We start from the raw sequence: 18175 nt of genomic DNA, 5'->3' as shown, positions 1-18175 counted from the left end.
GATGTTGATCGGACTTGGATTTGAACACCCGCTCCTCGTCGGGATGATAGGTATCGGGCTTCTGGTACTGCTTGTTGCCCTGGGAGTGCGCGTCGTCTTCGCGGCCTCGGCCATCGGTCTTCTCGGCCTGGTCGAACTCATCGGCTGGGGCCCCGCCGCCGGCATCGTTGGCATCGTGCCGCACGCGAAGTCGTCAATCTATGCCCTGAGCGTCCTGCCGATGTTCATCTTCATCGGCTTCGTGGCCTTCCATGCGGGCATGACCTCGCAACTGTTCAATGCCGCCAGCAAGTGGCTGGGATGGCTGCCCGGCGGCATGGCCGTCGCGACCGTGTTCGCGACCGCAGGTTTTGCCGCCGTGTCCGGCGCCTCGACCGCCACATCCGCCGTATTTGCCCGCGTCGCCATTCCGGAGATGCTGCGCTACGGCTACGACCGGCGGCTTGCCGCCGGCGTGGTTGCGGCGGGCGGCACGCTTGCAACGCTTATTCCCCCGTCCGCGATCCTCGTCATCTACGCCATCATCGTGGAAGAATCCGTCGGCCGCCTCCTGCTGGCCGGGTTCCTGCCCGGACTGGTTTCGGCCTTGGTCTATGCGGGGATCATCGTCGTGTGGGCCAAGGTGCGCCCGGAAGCCGCCCCACCGGTCGGCGGGGCCACCTGGGGCGAACGGTTCGCCGCCCTGCCGCCTCTCCTGCCGATCATGGCGGTGGTGTTGGTGATCATCTCCGCCATTTACCAGGGATGGGCAACGCCGACGGAAGCCGGTGCCCTGGGAGCCGGGATCGTCTTTGCAGTGGCCCTGTTCCGGGGTGCGGGCCTGCGGCCGATCGCGGCAAGCCTGATGGAGTCGGCCAAGCTCACCGTGATGATCTTCTCGCTCATCTGGGGGGTGACGATCTTCGTGCGCTTCCTGGGCTTTTCCGGCGTCGCCGAAGCCTTCACCGCCTGGGTTGTGGCGCTCGACGCACCGCCGATGATGATCATGATCTGCATCCTGCTGGCCTATGCAGTTCTCGGCATGTTCATGGATGCCATCGGCATGCTGCTGCTGACGCTGCCCGTCGTCTACCCGGCCGTGATGGCGCTCGGCTTCGATTCCATCTGGTTCGGCATCATTGTCGTCAAGATGGCGGAAATCTGTCTCGTTACACCGCCGATCGGTCTCAACTGCTTCGTCGTCAGCGCCGTGCGTCCGGACATCCCGCTGCCGGATGTCTTCCGCGGAATCATGCTGTTCTTCATCGCCGATGTCATTACGATCATCGTCCTTCTGATATTTCCCGAGATCGTGACCTGGCTTCCCGATCTGATGCGCAACTGAGGAATTCCAACCATGCGTCTGGCTTCAAGTCTTTCCCTGACCATCGCCGAGACCATCGTCGAGGCCGTCCTCGCCACGGGACGCCGGGAACAGATGAAACCGCTCACGGTGGCGGTTCTGGATTCCGGCGGCCGGCTGGTGGCGATGAAATCGGAAGACGGCAGCGGCCTCATGCGTTTCGACATCGCCTTCGGCAAGGCCTGGGGTTCACTGGGCATGGGCCTGCCATCCAGGACGATCAGGGACTACCTTTCGGCCCGGCCGGCCTTTCAGAATGCCCTTTCCGTCGCCTCGGAAGGACGTTTCATTCCGGTCCCCGGCGGCGTGCTGATCGAGGACGGCGAGGGCCGGACCATCGGCGCCGTCGGCGTCAGTGGCGACACCTCGGAAAAAGACGAATATTGCGCCATCCTTGCCATCCGGGATGCGGGTCTTGCCCCGCTCCCGGCCGACCATGACCCGGACTGGCAGGCGTCCTCCCTTTCGGACAGGCATTAGGACTGTGGTCCCGTGTGTTGACGGGCCCTCAAGGGGAGAGGCGTTCCTGACCGAAAACCGGGGCTGTCCCGGTTACGGTCAGGAACGGGTTGTCAGGACAGGCCTTCGGGAACCTTGAAGAAGGTCGCCGGCGTCAGGATGGTGTTCACCTGACTGACGAGATTTCCGGCCTCGGCACTCATTTTCAGATAGGCCTGCCATTCGGGGTCCGCGGCCAGCGCCGCCCGTTTGGCCGCCCTGTCGGCAGCATCCTTGTAGACCCAGACATGGACGTAGGAGTTGACGTCCCCGGTCTCGACGGCACCATACAGGATCGGCTGGCCCAGATGGCGGGATTGCGGGCCCCAGCCATGGTCTTCGTAGAGTTTCATGTGCTTTTTGATCGTGCCCGGACGGCAGGTGTAGGTGCGGTGATCGAAGATCATCAGGTAGTCTCCTTTGAATGAATGGGGCGGCACAAGAGCCTGGCCAGATCGGCCAGTGAATAGACAAGCATTACCGCCCCGGAAATCGGGATCGAGATGTAGAAAAGCCCTGTCGGCAGATCCAGAATGGGCGTCAGCGCCCTGGCCTTGCGCGTCAGGTCCACGCCGTATCGGGTCATGGCAATCAGGAAGCAGATGCCGAGGATACAGGTGACGATGCGAAGGATCCGCGAAGCCCGTGGCGGCAGCGCCTGCGGCAGCCAGTCGACCTTGAAATGGTCCTTCTCCCGCCAGAGCGCAGCCGTGCCGATGAAGACCATCCAGGCGAACAGACCCTGGACCACCTCATCGAACCAGGAAAACCCGGCGAGCTGAAACGTGCGGGCGATCACGTTGACGAACAACAACATGAAAAGCGCCGCGAAACAGAAGGTCGGCACGGCCCGCAATACCGCCCCGGCGAAACGGTCTATCCCCGCCAGCATCGTCAATTCCCCAGAACCAGATTTGGAAGCCACGTGGACACGGCGGGCAGGGCAACGACCGCCAGCAGAACCGCACACAGGCCTATGAGATAGGGCATCAGGGCTCTGGAAAGCCTGCCGACGCCCAGGTTGGAGATCGACGACACGGCGAAAAGGACCATGCCGACAGGCGGCGTGAGCAGACCGACCATCGAACACATGACCATGATGACCCCGAACTGTATCGGATCCACGCCGATTTCGGTCATTACCGGCGCGAATAGCGGCACGGTCAGCACGATGACGGCGATGCCCTCGAGAAACATGCCCAGGACAAGCAGTATGGCGACGACAATCGCCATGATGATTGCGGGATTGTCGGAGAAACCGACCAGCCCGCCGACGAGCTGGTTGGGAATCCGCTGATGGATCAGCAACCAGCCGAAGAAGCCGGCCGCCGCGATCACGAACATGACCCGAATGGTGTGCTGCAAGGTTTCCCAGAAAATGCGGGGCAGATCGCGAAAGGAGATCTCCCGGTAAACGACCATGGACAGGACCATCGCATAGACGCTGGCGGTGACACCGGCTTCCGTTGGTGTGAACAGCCCGCCGAAAATGCCGGCAATGATGATCACGGGCGTCAGCAGCGACAGGCCGGCATCCATGAAGCTGCGGCCGATCTCCCGCCAGTCGATATGCGGGCATCTCGGCATTTTGCTCCTGTGCGCAACCACCCAGACGGCCCCCATCAGGGCCAGCGCCATGAGAACACCGGGAATGACCCCGGCGAGAAACAGCTTCGCAACGGAAACACCGGTGATCGACGAATAGAGGACGAATGGAATGGACGGCGGAAACACCGGTCCGATCGTCGAGGAGGCCGCCGTGATCGCGGCTGAAAACTCCGGGTCGTATCCCTTGTCGTTCATGGCCTTGAGTTCAATCTGTCCAAGACCGGCCGCATCCGCGACCGCCGCACCGGACATGCCGGAAAAGAACAGGGACGCCAGAACATTGACCTGCCCGAGACCGCCGCGCAGGTGCCCCACGCAGGCGTCCGCGAAGCGGAAGATCCGTTCGGTGATTCCCCCGGTGTTCATCAGGTTCCCGGCGAGAATGAAAAAGGGAATGGCCAGCAGCGTGAAGCCCGTTGTTGCCGAAAACATCCGTTGCGGCAGCATGGCGAGAATGCGGAAATCGCCCTCAAGGACGTAGAATCCGACCGCCGTCAGGCCCAAAGCCACGGCAATCGGCAGGCCAAGCGCGATCAGCAGGACCAGCACGGCCAGTATCAGGAAAGTAATCATGGATGGCTCCAAGGTTCGCCGCCTGCACGAAGAGGCGGCGAACCAAAAGGATTAGTCGAGGAAGCTGAGGAACATCTGCATGTTCTCGGTTCCGCTGTACTCCGCAACGCGTTCGCGGGCCGGTCCCATTTTCGCAGCGAAGCCCGACAGGTCCGGGCGCGTTATTTTCATGCCCTTGGCCTCCAGTTCGGCAAGTTCCTTTTCTTCCTGGGCAATGACGGCCGCGCGCATCATCTCCCCGGCCGCCTTGCTCTCCTCCCGCAGGATCGTCTGCTGTTCGGGCGTAAGGCTGTCGAAAACATCCTTGTTGATGACATGGACCATGGAGTTGTACACGTGCCGCGTCAGGGCCAGATGTTCCTGAAAGTCATTCAGATTGTAGTGATAGATCACGCCGATCGGATTTTCCTGACCGTCGACAACGCCCTGGTTCAGAGCGTTGGGCAGCTCGGTGAAGGCGATCTGGGTCGTGGCAGCGCCCAGACCTTCGAGCGCGGCAACAATCTGAAGCTCCGGCGGGGTGCGCAACTTCAGTCCCACCAGGTCGTCCGGCGACTCGATCGGGCGAACGGAATTGGTGATGTTGCGGAAGCCGTACTCCCAGTTGGACAGCATGACCAATCCCTGGTCTTCCAGCTTGGGCGCCGCCCAGTCCGTGAAGGGACCGTCGAGGACTTCATGGGCGTTCTCATATGACGAAAACGCAAACGGCGTCATGACGGTACCGAACGCCTTCTCGTATTTGTCGAGTCCGCCCTGAGTCGGCAGGTTCATTTCGATCGCGCCGAGGACCGTCTGCTCAAGCTGCTCGGGCGGAGAGCCCAATTCGTTTGCCGGATAGAGTTCGACCGCGATGGCCCCCTCGGTCCGTTCGCCGACATTTTCGGCGAATTGAACGGCCGCCAGGTGGCCAGGATGGGATTCGGCGGCAAAATGCGCCAGGCGCAGTGTGACATCCTGCGCAAAAGCCGACGTTGCAAGCGAAACGCAGGCAACGGTAGCCAGTAGAGTGGTCTTGAGCATCGGTGGTTCCTCCCTTTTGATGCGAATTTGTCGACTGCTGGCAGCGTCTCCCGGCGCTGTGCCAGCCGACCTCAGGTCTCTTTTTCAGAGGGCAGTTTCGCTTCTACCCCCGAGAATTCCTCATATGGCTTGATCACGGCCGTGCAGCCTTCATCGGCATGACCCATGATGGCGGCCAGCGCGTAGGTCTGGTTTACGGACTGCGCCATGAAACCCGGCAATCCGGCGGATTCCAGCCATTCGGCGTAGTAGCGAACGTCTTTCTGGGCATTGGCCAGCGACATGTGCGGCGTGAAATCGCGGCGCAGGGTCATCTCGCCGTAGAGATCCATCATTCCGGACTTCCCGCCGGCGGCGGAAATGATTCCGATGACCTTTGTCATGTCGAGGCCTTCCTTGGCCGCGAGCGCGAAGCCCTCGCAGAAAGCCGCGACATTGGCGAAAGCGATATAGTTGTGAATCAGCTTCAACCGGATCGCATGGCCAGCGGGCCCGACGTGGAAAATGTTCTCCGCATAGGTGTCGAAGACCGGCCGCAGGCGCTCCAGAACGTCCTCGCTGCCGCCGAACAGGATGTTGACCTCTCCGCGGTCCGCATGGATCGGGGTGCGTGTCATCGGCGCTTCCGCGTAAAGAACACCGCAGGCCTCGCAGGCCTCGCGCATGATATCCACATGCTCGACCGACACCGTGGTGTGGTCCAGAAAGATGCTCCCGGGCTTCATCGCCGCCAGGGCCCCGTCGGGACCGAGCGCCAGATCCCGCACGGCCTCGGCGGTGGTGATGCAGACGGCGAGAATGTCGGCCTCGGCCGCCATCTGCGCCGGTGTTGTGCCCACCTTGGCGCCCTGCTCCCTGGCAACGGCAACAGCTGAGGCATTGAGATCGGCCACGGTTACATCGAGGCCGGACAGCAGCATGTTCTTGGCGAGCCCCCGCCCCATGCCACCCAAACCAATCAGTGCGATACGTTCTGCAGTCATGTTTTCGTCCCTTTGCTTCAAATACGAAAACATATTATCAGTTGTCTGACAACCTGTTTTCTGTTTAGATATCTTCATTGGCCTCCGCAACGAATTGTAATAAGAGAAACGGAGATCAGCTGGAGCAACATGATGAGTGACCGAGCCACCCTGTTTGACCGGATCGACCGCCCACGCAGATTGCCTGATGAAGTGGCTGTGTCGATCAGCGAAGCCATTGAATCCGGACAACTGCAACCGGGCGATCGCTTGCCGACCGAGGCTGAACTGTCGCAACGCTTCGGCGTTGCCCGCACGGTTGTCCGCGAGGCGATTTCCTTTCTGAGATACAACGGGGTCGTGGAATCCCGGCGTGGTGTCGGCGCCTTTATTGCAGACCCGAGCCAGCGATCCGCTTTCAGGATCAGCCCGGCCTGTTTCGAGAAACGCAAGCAGATCGTCCAGCTTCTGCAATTGCGGACCGGCGTGCAGGCGGGCGCTTCGGCGATCGCCGCCAACACGCGCAGCGACGAGCAGATGGCGGAAATCGAGAGCATCTATGCCCGCATGGCGGCGACGGACGCTCTCGGTCCGGAGGCTGCCCTGGAAGAGCGCGTCGATCTGGAACTTCTGCTCTATCGCACGATCACCCAGGCGTCCGGCAACCCCTACTACGCGGATGTGGTCGCAATGATCGAATCCAACATCCAGAACAATCTCAGGTCTGCGTTTCTCAAGAATGCGGCGGCCACGGAATTCGGTCCGGCCATCCTGAGCGAACACCGCGCGGTGCTGGACGCCCTTCAGGCAAAGGATTCCGAAGCCGCCCGTCTTGCCACCCGGACGCGCTTCGAAAGAGCCGCGGAACGGCTGGTCGCCCGCGAAGACTTTGTCTGAACAGAACCCGCCAGGAAACGAAACCATGACAGATTCGGCAACGCGCCATGGCGGCGCGCTTCTAACAGCCTGCCTTGTTGCCCAGGGCGTAAAGCGCGTTTTTTGCATTCCGGGAGAAAGCTTCCTGGCCGCTCTGGACGGGCTCCATGACTCGGCCATCGACGTTGTCGTGGCCCGGCAGGAGGGGGGCGCGGCCATGATGGCGGAGGCGACCGGAAAACTGACCGGAAAGCCGGGCGTCGCCTTCGTGACCCGGGGCCCCGGAGCCACCAATGCCAGCGCGGGCGTGCATATCGCGTTTCAGGATTCGACGCCGATGGTCCTGTTCGTGGGCCAGGTTGCCAGCGATCAGCGCGACCGGGAAGCCTTTCAGGAAGTCGATTACCGGGCCATGTTCGGTCCGCTGGCCAAATGGGTCGCGGAGATCGATCGGGCCGACCGGATTCCCGAATATGTGTCCCATGCGTTTCATGTGGCCCGGTCGGGCCGGCCCGGCCCCGTCGTCCTTGCCCTGCCCGAGGACATGCTCTCCGGTCCGGCCGCCGGAGAGGCTGTTCCGGAAGCGGTTCTGCCGTCCGGCAAGGCCGCGGACGACGACATCAGGGAAGTCCTCTCGCGATTGAATGGCGCTGAAAACCCGATGGTGATCGTCGGTGGCGGCGGCTGGTCCGCGGAAGCCTGTACAGCACTGGCGAGCTTCGCAAGCGCCCTGGATCTGCCTGTCGGTGCCTCGTTCCGCTGTCAGGACTATCTCGACAACCGTCATCCGAACTATGTCGGCGATGTCGGCATCGGGATCAATCCGGCCCTTGCGCAACGCGTCCGCGATGCCGACGTCATCCTGTCCCTGGGGGCCCGCCTCGGCGAAATGACAACATCCGGATATACGCTTCTGGATGTCCCCGTGCCGCGGCAAAGTCTCATTCATATTCACGCCGACCCTTCCGAGATCGGCAGGGTCTACCGTCCGGACTTCGCGGTCGTCGCCCAGCCCGGTCCGGCGTGTATCCAACTCGCGGCCGCGGCGACGCCCGCCCCGAGACGGCCGGCCCGGGCGAAGGCCCGCTCCGAATATGAAACCTGGCAGCAGCTGCAGGAAACGCCCGGCGCGCTGAAGATGGAGCGTGTCATCGGGCATCTGAACGACGTTTTGCCGGATGAGGCCATCCTGACGAATGGGGCCGGCAATTATTCGGCCTGGCTGCACCGCTATTACCGCTATCGCGGCTGGCGCACCCAGCTTGCGCCCACGTCCGGGTCCATGGGCTACGGCCTGCCCGCTGCGATCGCCGCAAAACTCCAGCACCCGGAGCGGGATGTCATCTGTCTTGCCGGCGACGGCTGTTTCCAGATGGTGAGCCAGGAATTCGGCACGGCGTGCGAACAAGGAGCGAATGTCGTCGTGATTGTCAGCGACAACGGCATGTACGGGACCATCCGAATGCACCAGCAGCGGCATTATCCGCTGCGCCCGTCGGGAACCAGCCTCAAGAATCCGGACTTTGCCGCTCTTGCGGAAAGTCACGGCGGTCTGGGCATTCCGGTTTCCTGCGATGCGGAGTTTCCCGCCGCGCTGGAGCGCGCCCGGTCGGCCGGCGTTCCGAGCATCATACATCTCAAGCTGGACCCGAAAGCGCTTTCACCGAAGATGCAGCTTGAAGAGGTTCCGGCTTAGACACCGGTATCCGGCGATCCGATCCGGACCGGAACCTGCGGATCGCTCGCGCGAAATGTCCATGCCGCGCCGCGCGCGCGAAAAAGCCTCGCCGGTGAAATGGCGGGGCTTTTGTCCAATCAGGTTGCCGGAGCCTGAACACCGCGGCCTTGTACTTTCCTGTCGGGAAAATCCGTCCCGGACGGAACTTCGGTTCCCGCAAGCCGCCCTCTCCGGTCCCCCGTCCTGCAGGGCGTGAAGCCTGCAGATTTCGCTTTGCCCACTCTTCCCCTTTCAAGCGGAACACCGACCCGCCTGCCGCTGCGTGGCGTGAATATTGCTTAGATTTCAATGATCTTTCCGGTCAACGGATCCTCGCAAGTATTTGGTGTAAGCAATGAACCTCCTCAGTCTCGACATCCGCATGCTTCGCTCCCTGCAGAGCGTTGCCGAAACGGGCAGTGTTACGGAGACGGCCAGGAGACTGGGGCGAACGCAGCCCGCGATATCCTTGCAACTGCAGCGACTTAACGAGACTTGCGGCTGCGACCTGTTCGTAAACGATGGCCGCAGGATGAAACTTACCCCTGACGGCACTCTCGTTCTGTCCTATGCGAAATCCATCCTCAGGTTGCATGACGAGTTGTTGTCGCGATTGTCCGCGCCGGATATCGAAGGCCAAGTCGTACTCGGAACGCCTGATCTTTATGCATCTTTCCTGCTGCCTTCGATCCTGGCCCTGTTCCGCAGATCCTTTCCGGGCGTGCGGGTGCAGCTCCAGTGTTCCCTGTCGACCCCCCTCGTACAGCTGGTCCATCGCGGCGAGGTTGATATCGCCCTCGTGACCAGAATGAACGACTTCAGCGGTGGCCAGGTCGTCCGCCAGGAGCAGCTCGTCTGGCTGACCGGGGAGAATTCCAATGCGCAAGGCGAGACACCGGTGCCGCTCGCCCTTCTGCCGCCGGGCAACATCTACAGGGATCACGCCATCGACTGCCTGGAAAGCGTACGCCACCCCTGGAGGATCGCCTGCGTCAGCGAGAGCGTCGCAGGTCTGCAGGCGGCCGTCTTTTCCGGAATGGCGGTGACTGTGCTTGGCCGCAGTGCCAAGGTGCCGGGAATGCGGGAAATCGGAACGGGGACGGATTTTCCCGCTCTGCCGAAAGTCGACCTCCTGCTCTACAAGGCGCCCGGTGCCAAGTCGGCGGCCGCGAACGCCCTGCACGACTATCTGGCCCACTATCTGAGCCTCGGGAACGCCCTCTCGCCGTCTGCGGAAATCGGGGCGAACCACCGGGATGACCCCGGCCAGAAGGCCGACAGGATCGCTGACGGCCTCTGAGTTCACACCCCGGGAGCTTCAGGTCTGCCGAAGTCCGCCGGCGTCAACGAAGGACCGGGCAGGACGCCTCCCAGGGAAGCAGCCGTTCCAATGCCCTGGCAACCTGGAAAATCCGGGCCTCCTGTCCCCAGCTTGCAATCACCTGGAGACCGACAGGCAATCCGTCGGGCGTGTATCCGCAGGGGACAGAGGCTGCCGGGAGTCCGACGAGGTTGATCGGCCAGGTGAAGGGGGACCAGCCGAGATGCCCGTCCACCGGCCTGCCGTCGATTTCCGAGACGCCGAGTGTCCCGGCCCGGAACGCGGGAACGGCAACAGTCGGCGTCAGCAGGATGTCGGCGGATTTGAAAAACTCGACGAATTGTCCGCGCAATTTGGACCGGCGATGCATGGCTGCCATGTAGTCAACGCCGCTGTATTGCCGGCCGGCCTCGATCACGTCGCGGAAGTCCTCATCGGAGTCCGTGAAATCGGCGTCGGTCCGATCTCCGATCGAGGCCGCCTGCTCGGTCAGTGCGATTGGCTTGAGAACCCTGGCAAGGATGTCCGGATCGAGTTCGAGGACGGTATCATCAGCCCGGAAGTCCGCTGCCAGCAATTTGTCGACGGCCGCCTTGAATGCTGCCGCGACGGCCGGATCAACGGCCGCATAGCCGAAATCGGGAGAAACAGCCACCCGCAGCGGACCGCTTCCGCCGGTCTCCCGCCCGGGGGCCCAGCAATCGAGGGAAGCCGCATCGCGGACGTCGTAGCCGGCAATGGTTTTCAGGGTCAGTTCCGCATCCGCGACCGTACGGGCGATGGGACCCGTGTGGGCCAGAGTTCCCCAGGACGGGGGAAAGAAGCCCGGGGCCCGGGAAACGAGGCCGTATGTCGGCTTCAACCCGAACACGCCGCAAAACGAGGACGGAACCCGTATGGAGCCCACGCCGTCGGTCCCGATGGCGACCGGGCCGGCACCGGCAGCAACTCCGGCCGCCGCTCCGCCGCTCGAGCCACCGCTCGTCCGCTCGGGATTCCACGGATTGCGGGTAATGCCGCTCACCGGACTGTCGGCGGTCAGCTTGTATCCGGACTCACAGGTGGTCGTCTTGCATGTCGGGATCGCCCCGGCATTCTTCAGTTTGCTGACCACATGGGCATCCACGCCCGCGACATGACCGGCCAGGGAGGGAGCGCCCCCCTTTGCAGGGGCCCCCGCGACAAAGACCAGATCCTTGATGCTGACAGGCACCCCTTCCATGGGACCTGCCTCGCCGGTCCGGTAGGCCCTGGCGGATTTCTCGGCTGCGGACCGGGCCGTGTCGAACAGGTCGGCAACCATGATGTTGCAACTGCTGTCGACGGCCTCCAAGGCCGAGATCGTGTCATCGATGACATCGACAGGATCGAATACCCCGCGTCGATACCCTTCAAGCATGTCGGTCGCGGACAGACGAGCGAGATCCCCCGGTGCGGAGCCTGCACCGGCCTTCGTAGAAACCGTTTTCATTTTATACCTTTGGAACTGTAGATCCGGGCTGGGAGCCGGAAATCAAATGTTCGGGGTGCAAAGGCGCCGACACCGGGCCGAAGCCCTGTCCCGCACGCCTGTCGCGGGGGTCATCAGATCAGGCATTGCCGTTGTCATTCCTCCCTATTCCGCCAGCGCAAGGGCGGTCTGAACGGCACGTTTCGCCATCACGATGGCAAGGTGGCCGCGGTAATCCTTGTCGGCGTGAATGTCGGACAGGAACTCCGACGGATCGATGGAAATACGGTCGAGCGCGCCCGGCTGGAAATCCCGGGCCAGTGCGTTTTCCACGTCGGTTGCGCGGAAGACGGACGAGGCGGCACCGGTGACGACGGCCCGCACGCTGTCGCCGGTCCTGGCCACGAAGACACCCGCCAAAGCATAGCGGGAGGCGGGGCTGGCGAATTTCGCATAGCCCGCCATGTCCGGAACAGGGAAACGGAACCGCAGGATGATTTCGCCGGGCTCCAGCGCGGTTTCAAACATGCCGATGAAAAACGCGTCCGCAGGGATCGTGCGGACATTGGTCACGATCTCCGCATTGAGCACCAGGACGGCAGCCGGATAGTCCGCCGCAGGGTCGTTGTTGGCGACGGAACCGCCGATCGTGCCGCGATTTCGGACCTGCTGGTCGCCGATCCTGGAGGCCAGGGCGGCGAGGCTCGGTATGGCCTTGCGCACGACATCCGAATTTGCCACTTCGGTGTGACGCGTCATGGCACCGATCACCAGGACATCTCCCTCAAGGGAGATCCCCCTGAGTTCGGGCACATCGCTCAGGTCCACGAGGGCGGCGCATTCGGACAGGCGTTGCTTCAGGGTCGGAATGAGGGTCATGCCTCCGGCAAGCGGCAGGACATCTTCCGCTGACCCCAGGGCCGCAACGGCATCCGCAACGGACGCGGGTTTCTGTAAGGAGAAGGCTTTCATCGGGAGGTCCTCACTCTGCCGCCGCGCGGGCGCCGGAATTGTTGATGATGTTCCAGATGCGATTCGGAGACGCCGGCATGTCGACATGACTCACGCCAAGCGGGCGCAGGGCATCGACCACCGCGTTGATCACGGCCGCCGGCGATCCGATGGTGCCGCATTCGCCGCATCCCTTGACCCCCATCGGCGTATGCGTGCAGGTCGTGGAATGGGGCTTGATGGTGAAGTCGGGAAAGTTGTCCGCCCGGGGCATGCAGTAGTCCATGAAGGATCCAGACAGGAGCTGTCCGGACTGTTCGTCGTAGACACCATGCTCGAAGAGCGCCTGGCCGACCCCCTGGACGATGCCGCCCTGCAGCTGGCCTTCGACAATCATCGGATTGATGATGGTGCCGACATCATCAACGGCGGTGTAGCGGTCAAGCCGCACGACACCGGTGTCGGGATCGATCTCGACCTCACAGATATGAGCGCCGCCCGGATAGGTGAAATTGACCGGATCGTAGAATGCCTGTTCCTCCAGTCCCGGCTCGAGGGTCTCCAGCGGAAAATCGAAGGGAACGTAGGCCGCACCCGCGATTTCCGGGAAGCTTTTCTTCTTGTCCGTGCCGGAGACCGAGAATTCTCCCTTCTCGAAGATGACATCCTCAAGGGCCGCCTCGAACTGGTGAGCGGCAATCTTGCGGCCCTTCAGAATGATCTTGTCGCTGGCCTTGTTGAGGGCCGAACCGCCGACCACCAGGGACCGGGATCCATAGGTTCCCATGCCGAACTGGACCTTGTCGGTGTCTCCGAAAACGATGTCGATGTTTTCGAAGGGCACGCCGAGACGTTCCGACACGATCTGGGCAAAGGTCGTCTCGTGACCCTGGCCGTGGTTGTGGGTCCCGATCAGCACGGTGACCGCGCCCGAGGGGTGGACCCGGACATTGGCGCTTTCATAAAGGCCGCCGCGCGCGCCGAGCTGACCGGCAAGACGGGACGGGGCAAGGCCGCAGGCTTCCACATAGGTCGAGACCCCCAGGCCCCGATACTTGCCGTTTGCCTCCGAAGCGCTGCGACGTTCCGCGAAACCGGCGACATCGGCCAGCTCCATCGACCGTTCGAGGCATCCCAGCGGATCGCCGCTGTCGTATTCGACCAGCACCGGGGTCTGGTAGGGATAGGATTCCGTCGGGATCATGTTGCGTTTGCGGATCTCGAACTTGTCGATCCCCATTTCGAGCGCCGCCGTGTCCACCAGGCGCTCGACCACGAACGTGGCCTCCGGACGGCCGGCACCGCGATAGGCATCGACCGGCACCGTATTGGTGAAGACCACCTTCACTTCGCAATAGATCGAAGGGATCACGTAAACCCCGGACAACAGGGGCGCGTAGAGATTCGTCGGAATGTTGGGACCGAAGGTGGACAGGTAGCCACCCATGTTGGCATATGTGCGGACCCGCATCGCCAGAAACTTGCCGTCGGTGTCGAGGGCCAGTTCCGCCTGGGTGACGTGATCGCGGCCGTGGGCATCGGAAATGAAGCCTTCCGACCGCTGGCACACCCATTTGACCGCACCGCCCAGTTTGGTGGCCGCCCAGGTCACCACGGCTTCCTCGGCATAGTGGAACTGCTTGACGCCGAAGCCTCCACCCACATCGGGCGCGACCACCCGCAACTTGTGCTGCGGAATGCCGAGAACCATCTCGCCCATGAGCAGACGGACCACATGCGGGAACTGGCTCGTTGTCCAGAGTGTGTGCTGGCCGTTGGCGGCATCGTATTCGCCAATGGCTGCGCGCGGTTCCATGGGATTGCCGACGAGACGCTGATTGACAAGATCAATGCTCGTCACATGGGTGGCGGTTTCGAAAGCCGCATCGACAGCCGCGCAGTCACCGAGATCCCAGTCACAGCACAGATTGCCGGGAACCTCGTCGTAGATCTGCGGCGCTCCGGGCTGCAGGGCTTCGACAGCGCCGACCACATGCGGCAAGGTCTCGTAGTCGACCTCGATCAGTTCGGCAGCGGCTTCGGCCTGTTCGACGGTCTCGGCAACAACAAAGGCGACTGCATCCCCCACGTAGCGGACCTTGCCCAGCGCGATCGGCGGATGCGGCGGTTCCTTCATCGGATTGCCGTCCTTGCCGGAAATCCCCCATCCCACCGGCAAGCCGCCGACGTTGTCCGCCTTCATGTCTTCCCCGGTGAAAACCGCCTTCACGCCCGGCTGTTCGAGCGCTTCGGACGTATCGATCGACCTGATAAGGGCATGGGCATGCGGGGAGCGGAGAAACACGCCGAACGACATGTTCGGCCGTTTGATGTCCGCGACATAGTTCCCGTGCCCGGTGACGAATCTCAGGTCTTCCTTGCGTTTCGGCGACGCGCCGACTCCAACGACTTCAGGCATGGTCATCTCCTCGGCTTGCGTCCCGCAGGGCCTGTGCGCCGGCGATCACGGACTTGACGATGTTCTGGTAACCGGTACAGCGGCAGATGTTTCCTTCCAGCCACTCGCGAACCTCCTCTTCGGTAGGGTCCGGGTTCCGGTTCACAAGATCGATGGAACTCATCAGCATTCCCGGGGTGCAGAAGCCGCACTGAAGACCGTGGTTGTCGCGGAAGGCGACCTGCATCGGGTGAAGGTCGTCCGTTCCCCCGGCAAGGCCTTCGACAGTGCGCAGCTCCTGACCGTCGACGGAGCCGGCGAGCAGCGTGCAGCTTTTCACCGATTCCCCGTTCAGATGGATGACGCAAGCGCCGCACTGGGAGGTGTCGCACCCCACATGGGTCCCCGTCAGCTCGAGCGTGTCGCGCAACAGTTCGGACACCAGGGTGGATGGTTCCACGTCGACGGTGACTGACCTATCGTTGAGGGTAAACGTTATTGTCATTGTCTCATCTCCAATCAGGCCATGACTTGGGTATGCGATATCTGCCAGACGGCGAGAACCTTCTCCCCGATCGCCAGATTTTCTTCGAAAAACTTGCGCTCCGGAACGAATGCGACGAATTCGTCCTCGCCGGCGGCCTGCAACATCACCTTGACGAAGTTGCCCTGGTACTCGATGCCGTTGACCGTGCCCTCGACGGACGCGCTGTCGGCAGGCAGCATGCCCTTTTGAGAAAGCGGCTTGAGTTCGATGTCATCACGGCGAATGGCGATGTCGAGTTCCTGGCCCGTTTCAAGGCGCTTTCCGGCGGGAAGCGGAATGGCGACTTCGCTGAAGAGCGCGCCATTCATGGTTGCCCGCACTCCGTTGATCTCGCCAATTCTGCCCGACAGGACATTCTGACCGCCGAGGAACTCCGCCACATAACGGTCCCTGGGAGCGGAATAGATCTCCCGGGCCGGGCCGGACTGGCGGATCGCCCCCTTGTCCATCACCACGACGATGTCGGCCAGGGCAATCGCTTCGAGCTGGGTGTGGGTCACATGGATGAAGGTGATGCCGAGATCCTGCTGCATGCTGCGCAATTCGGTCCGCATCCGAATGCGCAAATGCTCGTCAAGGGCAGACAGGGGTTCATCCAGCAGGAGCACACGCGGTTCGGTTATCGCCGCTCTCGCCAGGGCCACGCGCTGCTGCTGTCCGCCGGAAAGCTGGCCCGGAAGACGATCCCGCAGCTCGGTCAGCCGCACCTTTTCGATCATCGCGTCGGCCTTGCGATACCTGTCGGACCTGGACAGGCCGCGCACACGCAGGGCAAAGGCAATATTGTCGCGCACGCTGAGGTGCGGGAACAGCGCGTAGCTCTGGAACATCATTGCGGTGCGGCGCTCCACCGGAGCCAGACCGACCACATTCTCGCCGCCGATCACGATTTCTCCTGACGTGGGGTCCTCGTGACCGGCGATCATCCGCAAAATGGTGCTTTTGCCACAGCCGGACGGTCCGAGCAGGCAGCAATAGGCCCCGTCGGGTATTTTCAGATTGATGCCGTTCACCGCATAGGTTTGGCCGTCATCATAGCTTTTTACGATCCCGGCCAGTTCGATGTCGCCATTTCCGGTTTTCATTGTTTTTCTCCGATGTGCACGTCCAGGGCCGCCCGACGGGAAGACGTCCGATGCCTTTGGATCAGAACGATCGATCCGAGGCTGAGGCCAATGATGAAGAAGGAAACGACGGTCGATACCGTGCCGAGCGAGTAGAGCGATGGAGACGTGACATTGAGTGTCATGCTCCAGATCTCGAGCGGCAGCGTGTTCAAGGGGCCGGCGGTCTGCAGCGTGCGGGCAAACTCGTCGTAGGACAGGGTGAAGCCGAACAGGGCGACAGCCACGAGACCTGGCGCGAGAATAGGCAGAACGACCAGCCGAACACGCTGGGATGCATTTGCCCCAAGGTCCCGGGCGGCCTCTTCCCACTGATTGTTGAACCGCGACATGACCGCAAACATCACCAGAACTCCGAAGGGAAGTGTCCAGGAAAGCTGCGCGCCAAGGGCGGACGTGTACCAGCTGGCCTGAAGTCCCAGCAGAGTGAATGCAAGCCCGATGCCGATTCCCAGCACCAGCCCCGGAGCAACCAGGCTGCCGATCATCAGGTAGAATACGAAAGTGTCGCCCCGGAAGCGCTTGCGGAACGCCAGCCCCGCCATGAAGGAAAAGACCACCGTGATCACGGTCACCAGGACGGCAAGCCCGATCGAACGACGGAAGGAGCCGCTGAAGTCGCCGGTCCGGGTCTGATAGAAGAGTTCGTGGAACCAGTGCAGCGAGAACCCGCGCATGGGAAAGACGAGCCCGCCCTTCAGATCCTGGAAGGACAGAATGTAGATCGAGATCATCGGCCCGTAGAGCGCTATCAGATACAGGGTGAAGAAACCGGCGAGGACGTAGAAGGTCCAGGGGCGGCCGCTGGCGCGCGGACGGACCACGCGGGACGCCGGTTTCGCGCTATCGCCGGGAATGCGGGCGGTCATAGCGAGATCTCCTTGCGGATATCGACGACGCGCAGGATGGCGGCGACCATGAGCATGACGACGATGGTAAGAAGGATGGCGCTTGCGGCGGCGGAGGGATACTGAAGCACTCCGACGTCCTCGTAGAAGGCGCCGACCACCGAGGCGGTTCCGCCCCCGGACATGACCTTCACCACGAAAAAGTCGCCCATCACGATCGAAACGACAAAGATGGCACCGAGGGCGATCCCGCTCTTCGACATGGGCAGGATGACGAACCGCATCACGTCGAGCCGGCTTGCCCCCGCATCGAGAGCTGCTTCCACAACCCGCTTGTCGATGCGCGAGAGCGAATTGAACACCGGCACGATCATGAAGATCGTCAGCTGATGGACATAGGCCACGACCACGGCGAAAGGCGAGAACAGCAGGAATTCCAGGGGCTGGTCAATCGCGCCGGTGCCCTGGAGGCCCATGTTGATCAGGCCTTCCTTTCCCAGCAGCGGAATCCAGGAAATCATGCGGATGATGTTCGAAGTCCAGAAAGGAACCGTGCAGACCAGGAAAAGCCCCATCGCGAGGATTTTGCTGCGGACGTGAAAAACCAGAAAATAGGCGATCCAGAAACCGATAACGGCCGTGAAGATCAGCGTGAGAAAAGTGAACTTGAACGTTTCGTAGTAGAGATTGAACGTCAGGGACGATGTGAAGACGCCAGTGTAGTTTTCAAGGGTGAAGACCGGGAAGATCCCGCCGAAGCCGTCCGTTTCCATGAAGCTGACCGCGAGGATCACACAGATCGGCACGACAAAAAAGGGAATCAGGATCGCGAGCAGCGGCACGACATTCAGCCAGCCGACAGCATTGCGGCTCAGTTTCATTCTCATTCTCCAGCGATATGGATTATGGCCCGCCCGGCGCCGGACGATGAGCCTGG

Annotated in this window: 17 protein-coding genes; 5 read left to right on the top strand and 12 right to left on the bottom strand. The window is 62.1% G+C overall.

What is annotated here, in order from left to right; genetic code table 11:
- The first annotated feature begins 1 nt into the window (after nucleotide 1).
- Together DCO57_RS21175 and DCO57_RS21170 are read left to right on the top strand one after the other, a co-directional pair.
- On the top strand, nucleotides 2-1324 hold the full coding sequence (locus tag DCO57_RS21175) for a TRAP transporter large permease (protein ID WP_116700914.1): 1323 nt from the start codon (nucleotides 2-4) through the stop codon (nucleotides 1322-1324).
- A gap of 12 nt (nucleotides 1325-1336) precedes the next feature.
- The gene (locus DCO57_RS21170; protein WP_116700913.1) at nucleotides 1337-1822 is read left to right on the top strand and encodes a heme-binding protein; all 486 of its coding nucleotides are present in this window, start codon (nucleotides 1337-1339) and stop codon (nucleotides 1820-1822) included.
- Between the two features lie 92 nt (nucleotides 1823-1914).
- On the opposite strand, the gene DCO57_RS21165 is transcribed toward DCO57_RS21170, so the two are convergent.
- The 5 genes from DCO57_RS21165 to DCO57_RS21145 all read right to left on the bottom strand — a co-directional run bounded on the left by DCO57_RS21165 (nucleotide 1915) and on the right by DCO57_RS21145 (nucleotide 6060).
- On the bottom strand, nucleotides 1915-2247 hold the full coding sequence (locus DCO57_RS21165; RefSeq protein ID WP_116700912.1) for an NIPSNAP family protein: 333 nt from the start codon (nucleotides 2245-2247) through the stop codon (nucleotides 1915-1917).
- Nucleotides 2247-2732, bottom strand: a complete 486-nt coding sequence (locus tag DCO57_RS21160) for a TRAP transporter small permease (RefSeq protein WP_116700911.1) — start codon at nucleotides 2730-2732, stop codon at nucleotides 2247-2249. Before DCO57_RS21160 ends, DCO57_RS21165 begins: the two co-directional genes overlap by 1 nt.
- Nucleotides 2733-2734: 2 nt before the next feature.
- Nucleotides 2735-4021 (bottom strand): TRAP transporter large permease, encoded by a 1287-nt coding sequence (locus DCO57_RS21155; protein WP_116700910.1) that lies wholly within the window; start codon nucleotides 4019-4021, stop codon nucleotides 2735-2737.
- Between the two features lie 51 nt (nucleotides 4022-4072).
- Nucleotides 4073-5044, bottom strand: coding sequence for a TRAP transporter substrate-binding protein (locus DCO57_RS21150; protein ID WP_116700909.1), 972 nt, complete (start codon nucleotides 5042-5044; stop codon nucleotides 4073-4075).
- 71 nt (nucleotides 5045-5115) lie between these two features.
- On the bottom strand, nucleotides 5116-6060 hold the full coding sequence (locus DCO57_RS21145; protein ID WP_347876558.1) for an NAD(P)-dependent oxidoreductase: 945 nt from the start codon (nucleotides 6058-6060) through the stop codon (nucleotides 5116-5118).
- Nucleotides 6061-6159: 99 nt separating this feature from the next.
- Between DCO57_RS21145 and DCO57_RS21140 the strand changes: the two genes are divergently transcribed.
- From DCO57_RS21140 to DCO57_RS21130, 3 genes are all read left to right on the top strand, one after another.
- Nucleotides 6160-6903: a FadR/GntR family transcriptional regulator gene (locus DCO57_RS21140; RefSeq protein WP_165814801.1), complete on the top strand. Its 744-nt coding sequence runs from the start codon at nucleotides 6160-6162 to the stop codon at nucleotides 6901-6903.
- A gap of 25 nt (nucleotides 6904-6928) precedes the next feature.
- A complete protein-coding gene (locus DCO57_RS21135; protein WP_116700906.1) occupies nucleotides 6929-8578 on the top strand; it encodes a thiamine pyrophosphate-binding protein in 1650 nt (549 codons plus the stop codon).
- A gap of 376 nt (nucleotides 8579-8954) precedes the next feature.
- Entirely contained in the window at nucleotides 8955-9899 is a 945-nt protein-coding gene (locus DCO57_RS21130; RefSeq protein WP_116700905.1) for a LysR substrate-binding domain-containing protein, read from the top strand.
- 43 nt (nucleotides 9900-9942) lie between these two features.
- Here the strand turns inward: DCO57_RS21130 and DCO57_RS21125 are convergent, their stop codons facing one another.
- From DCO57_RS21125 to DCO57_RS21095, 7 genes are all read right to left on the bottom strand, one after another.
- Nucleotides 9943-11391, bottom strand: coding sequence for an amidase family protein (locus DCO57_RS21125; protein WP_116700904.1), 1449 nt, complete (start codon nucleotides 11389-11391; stop codon nucleotides 9943-9945).
- A 144-nt stretch (nucleotides 11392-11535) separates the two neighbouring features.
- A complete protein-coding gene (locus DCO57_RS21120; protein ID WP_116700903.1) occupies nucleotides 11536-12342 on the bottom strand; it encodes a xanthine dehydrogenase family protein subunit M in 807 nt (268 codons plus the stop codon).
- A 10-nt stretch (nucleotides 12343-12352) separates the two neighbouring features.
- On the bottom strand, nucleotides 12353-14740 hold the full coding sequence (locus DCO57_RS21115) for a xanthine dehydrogenase family protein molybdopterin-binding subunit (protein WP_116700902.1): 2388 nt from the start codon (nucleotides 14738-14740) through the stop codon (nucleotides 12353-12355).
- Complete coding sequence (locus DCO57_RS21110; protein ID WP_116700901.1) at nucleotides 14733-15224, bottom strand: (2Fe-2S)-binding protein; 492 nt, start codon at nucleotides 15222-15224, stop codon at nucleotides 14733-14735. The genes DCO57_RS21115 and DCO57_RS21110 overlap by 8 nt, the downstream gene beginning before the upstream one ends.
- 14 nt (nucleotides 15225-15238) lie before the next feature.
- Complete coding sequence (locus tag DCO57_RS21105) at nucleotides 15239-16351, bottom strand: ABC transporter ATP-binding protein (RefSeq protein WP_116700900.1); 1113 nt, start codon at nucleotides 16349-16351, stop codon at nucleotides 15239-15241.
- Nucleotides 16348-17259 (bottom strand): ABC transporter permease, encoded by a 912-nt coding sequence (locus tag DCO57_RS21100; RefSeq protein WP_116700899.1) that lies wholly within the window; start codon nucleotides 17257-17259, stop codon nucleotides 16348-16350. Before DCO57_RS21100 ends, DCO57_RS21105 begins: the two co-directional genes overlap by 4 nt.
- Nucleotides 17256-18119 carry an ABC transporter permease gene (locus DCO57_RS21095; RefSeq protein WP_205756239.1) on the bottom strand — a complete coding sequence of 288 codons (864 nt, stop codon included), beginning with the start codon at nucleotides 18117-18119 and terminating at the stop codon, nucleotides 17256-17258. Before DCO57_RS21095 ends, DCO57_RS21100 begins: the two co-directional genes overlap by 4 nt.
- Nucleotides 18120-18175: the final 56 nt, after the last annotated feature.

The sequence above is a fragment of the Labrenzia sp. 011 genome (assembly GCF_003075075.1).
GTDB lineage: Bacteria > Pseudomonadota > Alphaproteobacteria > Rhizobiales > Stappiaceae > Roseibium.
This window is presented reverse-complemented; position numbering and strand designations above follow the sequence as displayed.